Genomic DNA, 11,211 nt, shown 5'->3' with positions numbered 1-11,211 from the left:
AATTTCTTACTTTTGAACTAAAATATAATTTTCCTAAGTTTTGTTCAAGCGACTTTTTCCAGTTTTGTTTCTCTTTTTAATGTTGTCATGCACTAAAAATGAAAAACCTGTAATCTCTTTTTATTACTGGAAAACAGTGTTTAAATTTTCTGAAACAGAAAAAGAAGCGCTGAAAGAAAACAATGTCCAAAAACTCTACGTAAGATATTTTGATATTGGACTTCATCCAGAATCAAACTTTCCTATTCCTATAAGTCCCGTTCGTTTTGAAGAAAATCCAAAAGAATATACGATTGTTCCCGTGGTTTTTATTCAGAACAAAGTCATGTTGCAACCCAATCTTGATGTAAAAGATCTGGCTCAAAAAACGTTTGATTTTATAGAACAAATCAATTCAAAAAATAAAATTCCTTGTCAGGAAATTCAAATAGACTGCGATTGGACATTAAAAAGCAAAGACAATTATTTGAAGTTTATAGAGGTTTTTAAAAAACTTTCGAAAAAGAAACTTTCAGCTACCATTCGTTTGCATCAGGTGAAATACTTCAAAAAAACAAAAATCCCAAATGTAGATTCTGGAGTTCTGATGTATTACAATATGGGATCGATTGCTCCAGATTCCTTAAATTCTATTTACGATCAGAAAGTAGCAGAGCGATATCTTAAAAGTTTAAAGAAATATCCGCTGCATCTCGATTTTGCATTTCCAATTTATTCTTGGGGAGTTCACATAAGAGAGAATAAAGTAATTGGGCTTCGTTCTAAAATGAGCATTGCAGCATTAGAAAAGGATTCCAATTTTGAAAAAACAAGTCCGATTTTTTTTAGGGCAAAACATTCCAATTATAAAAATGGTGTTTTTTATGAAGAAAATGATCTTCTGAAAATAGAGGAAATTAAAACAGAAGATTTAAAAGAAATGGCAGAAGATTTGCAAGATAATCTTGTCGAAAAGCCAAACGAAATTATATTTTACGATTTAGACGAATTCAATTTAAATAATTATGAAAAGAATATTTTTAAGCAAGTTGTTTCTTGGTTTTAGTGCCGCATTCCTTTTTGCCTGCGGAATAATTTATGCCTGTGCAGACGGAGATTGGGATTATTTCGGTGCTTATAATTCAAATTTTACTCCAGAAACTTTTGCTGACAAATCATACTCGCCTTTGTTTTTATCGGGCGGAATTTTTTATGGAATTGGTTTTGATACTCAGCACAATTCTCGTTTCAATAAAAAAATAAAATCAGATTGGGCAGATTATCTTAAAGGAAAAGCAGATACAACAACCGTTAATTATTTTTTGATTGGAGATGAAAAGCCAAGATATTATTCTGATGAAAAAGATGCTATCAAAAACAAAGAAGAAATTGAGGGTTTGCATGTTTATTATAAAACAAAAAAGGAAAATAAAAGCTCTCAGAAATGGGGCAAAAAGTTGAATTTGAAAGATGAGAAAGTAAAAAACTTTATCGAATTTTTGTATTTGGCTCAAAAGATAGAAACGGTTTCGATTGGAGATGATTATTGGAGTTATGATCCTGTTGTGGCAAAAACTTTCAATGACGCTAAAATGATCCAATCTATCGAAAATGTATACAATACTTTGTCGGATCCGTTTTTGAAAAACAGATATTGGTTCCTGACTATGAAAGCGCGTTTTTATAGTAACGACAAGCAAAAAGCGATTGACTTTTTTAATAAAACCGAAAGTTCTGTTGCAAAGAATACTTTGTATTATCGTGCTTTGGCGTATGTTGCAGGAATTAATTATAAGCAGAAAAAATATGCAACTTCAAACTATTTATATGCTCAGGTTTTTGATAAATGTCCAGAATTAAGAGTCGTTACAGCTTATAGTTTCAAGCCGAAAAATGAGTCAGATTGGACTAAGGCTTTGGCAATGGCCAAAACGAACAAAGAAAAAGCAGCACTTTGGGCAATTCACGGATATTATAAAGATGAAAAACAAGCGATTGAAAAAATCTATGAATTAGATCCAAAGAGCGAACATCTAAATTATTTAGGAACAAGATTGGTTAATTCGCTAGAGCAAAAAATAAATAATTCGTTTCAGATTGATGGGCAAGGAGAGAATCAGAAACCAAAACCGCAGACTGTTGCCGAAAATAAAACTGAAAATAAAACAAAGGTTGATAATAGCGCAGTTGATTTAATTGCAAAAATTTCTGCTGCAGGGAATACCGATAAACCATATTTATGGGATATTGCACTTGGATATCTTCAAACGCTAAAAGGCGATTATGCCAATGCAGATAAGAATTATACGAAAGCTGAAAAAACACTTCCGAAAACAGAATTGGCAGGAATGCAGCTTCGTTTATTGCGTTTTGTAAACAACTTAAGCAAGATTGATAAGCTGACAGATAAAAATGAGAAAACTATTTTAGCTGATTTAAATTGGCTGTATTATGAACTTCCTAAAAGTTATAAAGGAAGCGAATTTCGTTATCAAAATGCTTCTTCATGGAGCAGAAGCTATTTGTCGCATTTGTATAAAGAAAAAGGAGATCAGGTTATGGCTGAGATTTATGGAGAATCACGCTATAGTTATTGGAATGACGGAAATGCTTATTATGACAATGAAAAGAATTTGCTGGCAATAAAAAGCTTTTTAGAAAAATCTAATAAATCTGAAATCGAAAAAATTGGCGCAGGAATTTATAGTTTGAAATTGAAAGATATTAATAACTTTCAGGCGGTTCAGGCGACATTTAAAAATAAAATTCCAGAAGCGATTGAATTTATGAAACAAACCGATTCTGTTCAGTATGTTAAATTCTTAGGAAACCCGTTTAACGGAAATATTAAAGATTGCCACGACTGTGAGCATGCGGCGTACCAGAAAAGAAAATATACTTTCATGGATTTCTTAACTACAATAAAAGAAATGCAGGATAAACTGGCTCAGAAAGAAGATGTTTACACGAACAGTCTTTTGTTAGGGAATGCCTTTTATAATATTTCTCATTTTGGAAACGGAAGAACTTTTTATGAAATGAGTATTGTAGGTTACGGGTCAAGTCCATATTCCTTTAGAGATTCAATGAAAGAAATGATTACAAATAATTCAGTTTCTAAAATGTATTACCAAAAGGCTTTTGAAGCGGCTTCAAACAAAGAACAAAAAGCAAAATGTTTGTACTTGATTTCGAAATGTGAAAGAAATGATTATTACAATAAAAAATACAATACCGTAAATAGCTACTGGGAAATTCAAGATGATAAAGTTAATTTTATTGCTTGGAACTCATTCAAAGCTTTAAGAAAAGATTATTCTGATACGAAATATTATCAAGATGTAATTGCAGAGTGTGGTTACTTTAATACTTATATAAATCAATCAAGATAAGAGAAATGGTAAATAAAATAGAGCATATCGGGATTGCAGTAAAAAACATGGAAGATGCCAATATTTTGTTCGAAAAAATGCTTGGTGTTCCGTCTTATAAAATGGAAGCTGTAGAAAGCGAGGGCGTGTTAACCTCTTTCTTTCAGACAGGAAATAATAAAATCGAACTTTTGGTGGCAACAAATCCAGAAAGTCCGATTGCTAAATTTTTGGAGAAAAAAGGAGAAGGAATTCATCACATCGCTTTTGATGTTGATGATATCGAAGCTGAAATTGTACGTTTAAAAAGTGAAGGTTTTGTCTTGATTAATGAAGTTTCCAAGAAAGGAGCCGATAATAAATTGGTCGTTTTTCTGCATCCGAAGAACACAAATGGCGTTTTGGTCGAGCTTTGCCAAGAAATTAAATAAAAAAATGTCATTTTAATTTTTAAATAAGATGTTGAAAATCAATTTCGTTTTTGAAATTCGACAAAAGTTTTAAAATTAAATTAAAATGATGTCTTAAAATATTTGGAGTGAATGAAAAATAGTAGTAATATTGCATCCTCTAAACCGGTCCTATAGCTCAGCTGGTTAGAGCACCTGACTCATAATCAGGTGGTCCCTGGTTCGAGCCCAGGTGGGACCACTCTTTTAGAATAAAAGCCTTTACAGAAATGTAAAGGCTTTTTTGTTTTCTTACTACAAAAAAAATATGTGCATCTGCCTCAATTCTTTAAAAGAAAAATCTTTCCAAAATATCGATAATATCTGACAAAAGAATGTTTTAAAGGATATTTTTCTATCTTTGAAAATCAGATTTTTAATTCGCGAGGCTTTGTATTTAGGGCTTTAGAAAAATTAATATTCATTATGGAACAAAAAATACATCAAGGAAGAAACGTAAAACGTTTCAGAGAAATGCTTAATATAAAGCAAGAGGCATTGGCTTATGATTTGGGAGAAGAATGGAATCAAAAGAAGATTTCTATGCTGGAGCAGAAAGATGTAATTGAAGAAAGCTTGCTGAAACAAATCTCTGCTGTATTAAAAATTCCTGTTGAAGCTTTTCAGAATTTTGATGAGGAGCAAGCGATAAATGTTATTTCTAATACTTTTCACAATGAAGCATTCATCGGTAATTCTGGTGGCACTTACAATGTTAATCCATTACAAGAAATTTTAAAACTTCACGAAGAAAAAATTGCTTTGTATGAGCGCATGCTGAAAGAGAAAGATGAAATGATGCAAAAGCTTGAAAAGCTAATCAAATAAATAATTTAGGGATAATCCTTATTCACAAAGCCTTTGCAGAAATGTACAGGCTTTTTTGTTTTTTGACGCTTTGTAAATGTGAAAATTGAAATTTTCCACATCAAAAATTAAACTTTACTTTTCCTAAAATCTCTTAACTTTATCCATCCAAAACAAATTTAATCTTCAGATGGATAGATTAACTCCCGAACAGAGGAGGAAAACTATGCAGGCGATAAAAAGCACTGCTACAAAAGGCGAAGTAAGGCTTGCAAAAGCTTTGTGGAAATTGGGTCACAGATACCGAAAAAACAATAAGAAAGTATTTGGAAGGCCTGATCTTACTTTTGCCAAATATAAAATTGCCATTTTTGTTGACAGTGAATTTTTTCATGGAAAAGATTGGGAAACTGAACAGTTAAGAATTAAAACAAATCGCGAATACTGGATTCCAAAAATTCAAAGAAATATAGAGCGAGATGAAGAGGTTAATGCTTTTCTTATTTCTGAAAATTGGACGATTTTGAGGTTTTGGAGTAAAGAAATTGAGAAGAATCTAGAAGTTTGTCTCGCTAGAATTGAAGGAACAATAATGCTTTTGAGTATTTAGACCTTTTCTGCTTTTAATTGTTTGGCTTCGATTTTTTCAATGCATTTGAATATTTCTGAGGCAAGTCTTTCGATAACGGGCATACTTACCGAATTTCCTGCTTGCTTGTAAAGGCTAGAATTGGAAATTTTAGGTAATTTGTAACTGTCAGGAAAACCTTGAAAACGAAAACATTCTCTTGGGGTTAGTTTTCTAAAGCCGAATTCAGTTGTAATAATTGGGACATTATGGCCGCCAGTTCCCATATTGGCTGTTAAAGTAGGGCAAACTTCTTTTTTGTTTTCTCGTACATACTGTCTCCTAAACTGATAAATTCTGTCTTCTCTCACAACTGCTTCTTTCAGCATGTTGTACATATATTTATCTTCGGTATAATAGAATTTTTTATCGACTTTTTCTTTTGTGATTAAATCGGTAACTTTTTGCGTTAATTCTTCTTTTTCCGGAAAATTGAATTTAAAACCTTTTTTGACGAAATTTTTGTCAAAAGCAACCATAAAAATACGTTCCCGATTGTGCGGAATGTTTCCAAAATCTTTGGTGTTCAGTATGGCGCTGTCAAAAGTATAATTGCGCTTTTTGATTTCGCGCTGAATTACTTTCATGGTGTTTCCTTTGTCGTGTCCTTTAAGATTTTTGACATTTTCAAGGAAAACCACTTTAGGTCGCATTTCATCAATAAAGTCTAATATTTTAAAGAAATGATTTCCTCTGCTGTCGTTAAAACCTTTTCGATGGCCAGCAAGAGAAAAAGGCTGACACGGAAATCCAGCGGTAAGAATGTCTATTTTGTTGAGCTTTTTCACATCAAGCTGCATTACATCGCCTTCAATAAGTTTGTGTTCAAAATTATTTCTATAAGTTACACATGCTTTTTTGTCAAACTCATTTGCCCATTCTAATTTAAATCCAGCGTTTTCAAAACCTAAACAGATACCGCCTACACCTGCATATAAACTTCCGACTGTGTATTTGTTTTTCATGTGCGTGATTCTGGTTGTAATAGGTTTGAATTGTGCAAATATATTAAATTGGGTATATTCTATATATGTGGTTAGAAATGAATATAAAGTTCTTTTCTTGTGTAAATTAAATGTAATAGTTTTTCTAAGAAAAAAGCAGTTTTGTTAAAATCAGGAAATTCCTATAAGCTTGTGATTCTTATAGGCGGGAATAAAAAAAGCGGTCATCTCTGAGAGTGTTTTCTGAAAAGGATTAATAGAGAGTGGAAATAAAAATGTTAAAATTTGTTTCGTCTTTTTTAATTTAAAAGTTGCTTTTGAGCAAAAAACTTATACTTTTGTCTTAGATTTTTGAGATGGTAGATTACTTGTAGGTAATTTCTATCGAGGAATATTTTGTAAATAATTATTAGACTTGCTGTTTATAATAGCTTGAAATTATGAAAAATCTAAAAGCCCCATTTTTAGTAATTGCCTTATTATTGTTAAATGTTTCATTGGTTACAGCAAATGAACAGCTTCCTGAACCTGGTAATGCCAGCAAAACTGCTGAAGATCCTTGTTTTGGATGTCCAGAACAGTTTCCAATAAATCAAAATATAAGTTTTCTTCTTATAGGAGGCTTAGCTTTAGGTGCTGTTGCCATATATAAAAATAAAATAAAAAAAGCTTCAATTTAATATTGAAGCTTTTTTTATGGAAAAAATATTTGGATGTTATTTGTTTATAGAATAAAGTCTAGAAATGTATTTTCCTACTACATCAAATTCAAGGTTGATTTTTGTTCCAACTTTGAAATCTTTGAAGTTGGTATTCTCATAAGTATACGGAATAATTGAAACACTAAATTCATTAGTTTTAGAATTTACAACCGTAAGACTAACTCCGTTTACTGTAATTGAGCCTTTCTCGATTGTGATATTGTTTTGGTTTTTATCATACTCAAAAGTATAATTCCAGCTTCCGTTTGCTTCTTCAATTTTAATGCAAGTTCCCGTTTGGTCTACGTGACCTTGAACGATATGGCCGTCTAAGCGGTCTCCAAGCTTCATTCCTCTTTCCAAATTAACAATATCACCAGTTTTCCAATCGCCGATATTGGTTTTTGAAATAGTTTCATCAATTGCGGTTACAGTATAAAGAGAATCTTTAATCGCTACAACCGTAAGGCATATTCCGTTATGAGAAACGCTCTGATCTATTTTTAATTCGTGGGTTATTGATGCGTCAACTGTTATGTGAAGATTGTTTTGATCTTTTTTGATTTCGTGAACCTTACCGAGTGTTTCTATAATTCCTGTGAACATTGTGGTTTTATTTTACTAAATTTGCACATCAAAATTAGTAATAAATAAACTGAGCTCATGAATAAAAAAGCAGAAAATATAATTGTTGGAATTTCAGTTGGAGATTTAAACGGTATTGGAAGCGAAGTTATACTGAAAACATTCGAAGATTCTCGTATGTTGGAATTGTGTACGCCGGTTATTTTTGCAAATGCTAAAATTCTTTCCTTCGTTAGAAAAAGTTTTACATCGACAATTCAATTTCACGGAGTTGATAAATTAGATCAGATTATTCCAGGAAAGGTAAATGTTCTGAATCTTTGGAGAGAAGGTGTTGATATAAATTTTGGAGTAAATGATCCTAAAATCGGTGAATATGCAATTAAATCTTTTGTAGCGGGAACAAAAGCGTTGAAAGATGGTGAAATAGATGTTCTGGTTACGGCTCCTATTAATAAATATAATATACAGTCTGAAGATTTTAAATTTCCTGGCCACACCGATTATTTGAATCAGGAACTAGAAGGAGATGCTTTGATGATGATGGTTCAAGACAATTTGCGAGTGGGTTTGATTACAGATCATGTGCCATTAAACGAGGTCGCTTCTCATTTGACAGAGGAATTGATTACTAAAAAAATAGAAACTATTAGAAAATCTTTAATTCAGGATTTTAGTATAGTTAAGCCAAAAATTGCAGTTTTAGGATTAAATCCGCATGCTGGTGATGGTGGTGTGATTGGAAAAGAAGATGAGTTGGTTTTAAAACCTGTTCTTAAAAAATTATTCGATTCTGGAACTATGGTTTTTGGGCCATTTCCTGCAGATGGTTTTTTTGGAAGTTCTCAATATGAAAAATATGATGCTATCGTGGCAATGTATCACGATCAAGGATTAATCCCATTTAAGACGCTTTCTTTTGGAAAAGGAGTGAATTATACGGCAGGTTTAAATAAGGTTAGAACTTCTCCAGACCATGGCACAGCTTATGATATAGCAGGAAAAGACATGGCAGATTACAATTCATTTAAGGAAGCAGTCTATCTTGCGATCGATATTTTTCGCTCGCGTAATCAGTATGAGGAGATTAGCCAAAAACCTCTTAAAATAAAAGAAAAACAGTTATAAACAAAAAAAGGTGAATAAGATTATTAGATTTGTAATAATTTTATATCTTTGCACCCCAATTCAGATATCTAGTTTTAGAATTGAATTGATCAAATTGATGTTGAAATGAGCAAAACAAAAGAATTTTTAATTCCTTTCGTAGGATTAAAACTAGGAAAACACCATTTTGAGTATCAAATAAATAACACGTTCTTTAAGGACTTTGAGTACGATGAGTTTCAAAGTTCAGATATTAAAGTCAATTTGCTTTTCGATAAGAAGAGTAATATGTTAGAGTTAGAATTCAAACACAAAGGAACGGTAAATGTGCCTTGTGATTTAACTGGCGAAGATTTTGATTTACCTATAAAAGGGAAAATGAAACTGATTGTTCGCTTTGGAGAAGAATTTAATGATGATAATGAAGAGTTGTTGATTTTACCACATGGTGAACATGAAATAGATATTGCACAATATATTTATGAAATGATCGCGCTTTCTGTTCCGCAGAAGAGAATTCATCCAGGTGTTAAAGACGGAAGTCTGCAAACAGAAGCTTTGACAAAACTGAATGAATTAAGTGTAAAAGAACAAAAAGAAGAGAGTAACAAAGAAGAAGATATTGACCCGCGTTGGGAAAAATTAAAGAAACTATTAACGGATAAATAATATAGTAAAATGGCACATCCTAAGAGAAAGACCTCGAAAACAAGAAGAGATAAGAGAAGAACACATTACAAAGCTACTGTAGCTCAAATCGCTACATGTCCTATTACAGGTGAGGCACATTTATACCACAGAGCTTACTGGCATGAAGGTAAAATGTACTACAGAGGGCAAGTTGTTATCGATAAATCTGAAGCGGTTGCTTAATACGTTTTTGTAAATTATACTAGAACTCTCACATAGTGAGAGTTTTTTTTGTTGGTTATAATTTTCGTTTTTTAGGAAAATATAGACAAATTCGTTACGTTTTTTTTTGTAATTTTCGGGTCTTTTAAAAATTTTTCAAATTAATCACAATTTGAAAAGAAAATAATAGAATATAATGAATACAATCACAGCCGCAATTACCGCTGTTGGAGCTTATGTTCCTGACTTCGTTCTTTCGAACCAAGTATTAGAAACAATGGTTGATACCAATGATGAGTGGATTACCGCTCGAACAGGAATTAAAGAAAGAAGAATTCTTAAAGATGCTGATAAAGGTACATCGTACCTTGCGATACAAGCTGCAAAGGATTTGATTGCAAAAGCTAATATTGATCCGCTTGAGATTGATATGATTATAATGGCAACTGCAACACCAGATATGATGGTGGCTTCTACAGGAGTCTATGTTGCAACAGAAATTGGAGCAACAAATGCATTTTCATATGATTTGCAAGCTGCATGTTCAAGTTTCTTGTACGGAATGTCAACCGCTGCAGCGTATGTTCAGTCAGGACGTTACAAAAAAGTGCTTTTAATTGGTGCCGATAAAATGTCATCAATTGTAGACTATACAGACAGAGCAACTTGTATTATTTTTGGAGATGGAGCTGGTGCAGTTCTTTTTGAACCAAATTATGAAGGTTTAGGATTGCAGGATGAGTATTTAAGAAGTGACGGTGTAGGGAGAGATTTTCTTAAAATCCCAGCAGGAGGTTCTTTAATTCCACCTTCAGAAGAAACTATAAAAAACAGACAGCACAATATTATGCAAGACGGTAAAACTGTTTTCAAATATGCTGTGACTAATATGGCAGATGCCAGCGAATTGATTTTGCAAAGAAATAATTTGACAAATCAAGATGTTGACTGGTTAGTGCCACACCAAGCTAATAAACGTATTATTGATGCTACTGCTGGAAGATTGGAATTAGACGAATCTAAAGTTCTAGTAAACATCGAAAGATACGGTAATACTACTTCTGGAACTTTGCCATTAGTATTGGCTGATTTTGAAAGTAAACTTAAAAAGGGAGATAACATTATCTTTGCCGCTTTTGGTGGTGGATTCACTTGGGGATCTATCTATTTAAAGTGGGCTTACGATAAGAAATAAATTAAAACTAAAAACGAATCATTATGGATTTAAAAGAAATTCAAAACCTAATCAAATTTGTTGCAAATTCGGGCGTTGCAGAAGTGAAGTTAGAAATGGATGATGTAAAAATCACGATCAGAACAACTTTAGAAACTAATGTAACTGAAGCAACTTACGTACAGCAATTACCTGCTCAGGCAGCTTTACCTCAAGCGGCAGTTCCACAAGTTACAGCTCCAACAGTTGTAAGTGTAACTCCAGAAGCACCAGCTGCTAACGATTCTAAATATATTACTATAAAATCTCCAATCATTGGAACATTCTATAGAAAACCATCTCCAGACAAACCTGTTTTCACAGAAGTAGGAAGCACTGTATCTAAAGGTGATGTTCTTTGTGTAATTGAAGCAATGAAATTATTCAACGAAATCGAATCTGAAGTTTCTGGTAAAATTGTAAAAATTCTTGTAGACGATATGTCTCCAGTAGAATTTGATCAACCTTTATTCTTAGTAGATCCATCATAAATAAATTTAGATTTTAGATTTTAGATTTTAGAATGGTTCGAAAAAAGTTTTGTTAATCATCTAAAATTATCTAATTATCAAATT

At 32.4% G+C, this 11,211-nt stretch carries 13 protein-coding genes and 1 tRNA gene; 12 read left to right on the top strand and 2 right to left on the bottom strand.

The features are described from left to right. Positions 1-136: 136 nt before the first annotated feature. From DMA14_RS13605 to DMA14_RS13580, 6 genes are all read left to right on the top strand, one after another. Positions 137-1,045, top strand: a complete 909-nt coding sequence (locus DMA14_RS13605; protein ID WP_111425444.1) for a hypothetical protein — start codon at positions 137-139, stop codon at positions 1,043-1,045. Then, positions 1,005-3,371, top strand: coding sequence for a hypothetical protein (locus DMA14_RS13600; RefSeq protein ID WP_111425169.1), 2,367 nt, complete (start codon positions 1,005-1,007; stop codon positions 3,369-3,371). The genes DMA14_RS13605 and DMA14_RS13600 overlap by 41 nt, the downstream gene beginning before the upstream one ends. 5 nt (positions 3,372-3,376) lie before the next feature. Next, positions 3,377-3,781: a methylmalonyl-CoA epimerase gene (gene mce / locus DMA14_RS13595; protein WP_111425168.1), complete on the top strand. Its 405-nt coding sequence runs from the start codon at positions 3,377-3,379 to the stop codon at positions 3,779-3,781. Positions 3,782-3,927: 146 nt separating this feature from the next. Continuing rightward, a tRNA-Ile gene (locus DMA14_RS13590) sits at positions 3,928-4,001 on the top strand. 224 nt (positions 4,002-4,225) lie between these two features. After that, on the top strand, positions 4,226-4,627 hold the full coding sequence (locus DMA14_RS13585) for a helix-turn-helix domain-containing protein (protein ID WP_111425167.1): 402 nt from the start codon (positions 4,226-4,228) through the stop codon (positions 4,625-4,627). Between the two features lie 169 nt (positions 4,628-4,796). After that, complete coding sequence (locus DMA14_RS13580; protein WP_111425166.1) at positions 4,797-5,216, top strand: very short patch repair endonuclease; 420 nt, start codon at positions 4,797-4,799, stop codon at positions 5,214-5,216. On the opposite strand, the gene DMA14_RS13575 is transcribed toward DMA14_RS13580, so the two are convergent. Then, a complete protein-coding gene (locus DMA14_RS13575) occupies positions 5,213-6,199 on the bottom strand; it encodes a DNA cytosine methyltransferase (RefSeq protein WP_111425165.1) in 987 nt (328 codons plus the stop codon). The genes DMA14_RS13580 and DMA14_RS13575 overlap by 4 nt on opposite strands. Before the next feature lie 419 nt (positions 6,200-6,618). Between DMA14_RS13575 and DMA14_RS13570 the strand changes: the two genes are divergently transcribed. After that, on the top strand, positions 6,619-6,858 hold the full coding sequence (locus DMA14_RS13570) for a hypothetical protein (RefSeq protein ID WP_111425164.1): 240 nt from the start codon (positions 6,619-6,621) through the stop codon (positions 6,856-6,858). Positions 6,859-6,894: 36 nt separating this feature from the next. Here the strand turns inward: DMA14_RS13570 and DMA14_RS13565 are convergent, their stop codons facing one another. After that, positions 6,895-7,485 (bottom strand): riboflavin synthase, encoded by a 591-nt coding sequence (locus DMA14_RS13565; protein ID WP_111425163.1) that lies wholly within the window; start codon positions 7,483-7,485, stop codon positions 6,895-6,897. Between the two features lie 57 nt (positions 7,486-7,542). Here DMA14_RS13565 and pdxA point away from each other — a divergent pair, with 57 nt between their 5' ends. The 5 genes from pdxA (at position 7,543) to accB (ending at position 11,127) form a co-directional block, all read left to right on the top strand. Then, positions 7,543-8,592 carry a 4-hydroxythreonine-4-phosphate dehydrogenase PdxA gene (gene pdxA / locus DMA14_RS13560; protein WP_111425162.1) on the top strand — a complete coding sequence of 350 codons (1,050 nt, stop codon included), beginning with the start codon at positions 7,543-7,545 and terminating at the stop codon, positions 8,590-8,592. A 105-nt stretch (positions 8,593-8,697) separates the two neighbouring features. After that, positions 8,698-9,240 (top strand): YceD family protein, encoded by a 543-nt coding sequence (locus tag DMA14_RS13555; RefSeq protein ID WP_111425161.1) that lies wholly within the window; start codon positions 8,698-8,700, stop codon positions 9,238-9,240. 9 nt (positions 9,241-9,249) lie between these two features. Next, positions 9,250-9,444 (top strand): 50S ribosomal protein L32, encoded by a 195-nt coding sequence (gene rpmF, locus DMA14_RS13550; RefSeq protein WP_008465217.1) that lies wholly within the window; start codon positions 9,250-9,252, stop codon positions 9,442-9,444. Positions 9,445-9,619: 175 nt separating this feature from the next. Continuing rightward, positions 9,620-10,618, top strand: coding sequence for a beta-ketoacyl-ACP synthase III (locus DMA14_RS13545; RefSeq protein ID WP_111377464.1), 999 nt, complete (start codon positions 9,620-9,622; stop codon positions 10,616-10,618). A 23-nt stretch (positions 10,619-10,641) separates the two neighbouring features. Continuing rightward, entirely contained in the window at positions 10,642-11,127 is a 486-nt protein-coding gene (gene accB, locus DMA14_RS13540; RefSeq protein ID WP_095928350.1) for an acetyl-CoA carboxylase biotin carboxyl carrier protein, read from the top strand. Positions 11,128-11,211: the final 84 nt, after the last annotated feature.

Source organism: Flavobacterium sharifuzzamanii, from assembly GCF_003254585.1.
Taxonomy (GTDB): domain Bacteria; phylum Bacteroidota; class Bacteroidia; order Flavobacteriales; family Flavobacteriaceae; genus Flavobacterium; species Flavobacterium sharifuzzamanii.
Note: the sequence above shows the minus strand (reverse complement) of the source record. Positions and strands in the feature narration are given on the sequence as shown.

What these genes read in the sequence shown, in the direction of transcription:
- DMA14_RS13545 (WP_111377464.1), top strand. Translation starts at nt 9,620, where the DNA reads ATGAATACAATCACAGCCGCAATTACCGCTGTTGGAGCTTATGTTCCT.
- DMA14_RS13570 (WP_111425164.1), top strand. Translation starts at nt 6,619, where the DNA reads ATGAAAAATCTAAAAGCCCCATTTTTAGTAATTGCCTTATTATTGTTA.
- mce (WP_111425168.1), top strand. Translation starts at nt 3,377, where the DNA reads ATGGTAAATAAAATAGAGCATATCGGGATTGCAGTAAAAAACATGGAA.
- DMA14_RS13580 (WP_111425166.1), top strand. Translation starts at nt 4,797, where the DNA reads ATGGATAGATTAACTCCCGAACAGAGGAGGAAAACTATGCAGGCGATA.
- DMA14_RS13585 (WP_111425167.1), top strand. Translation starts at nt 4,226, where the DNA reads ATGGAACAAAAAATACATCAAGGAAGAAACGTAAAACGTTTCAGAGAA.
- DMA14_RS13555 (WP_111425161.1), top strand. Translation starts at nt 8,698, where the DNA reads ATGAGCAAAACAAAAGAATTTTTAATTCCTTTCGTAGGATTAAAACTA.
- pdxA (WP_111425162.1), top strand. Translation starts at nt 7,543, where the DNA reads ATGAATAAAAAAGCAGAAAATATAATTGTTGGAATTTCAGTTGGAGAT.
- DMA14_RS13565 (WP_111425163.1), bottom strand. Translation starts at nt 7,485, where the DNA reads ATGTTCACAGGAATTATAGAAACACTCGGTAAGGTTCACGAAATCAAA.
- DMA14_RS13600 (WP_111425169.1), top strand. Translation starts at nt 1,005, where the DNA reads ATGAAAAGAATATTTTTAAGCAAGTTGTTTCTTGGTTTTAGTGCCGCA.
- rpmF (WP_008465217.1), top strand. Translation starts at nt 9,250, where the DNA reads ATGGCACATCCTAAGAGAAAGACCTCGAAAACAAGAAGAGATAAGAGA.
- accB (WP_095928350.1), top strand. Translation starts at nt 10,642, where the DNA reads ATGGATTTAAAAGAAATTCAAAACCTAATCAAATTTGTTGCAAATTCG.
- DMA14_RS13575 (WP_111425165.1), bottom strand. Translation starts at nt 6,199, where the DNA reads ATGAAAAACAAATACACAGTCGGAAGTTTATATGCAGGTGTAGGCGGT.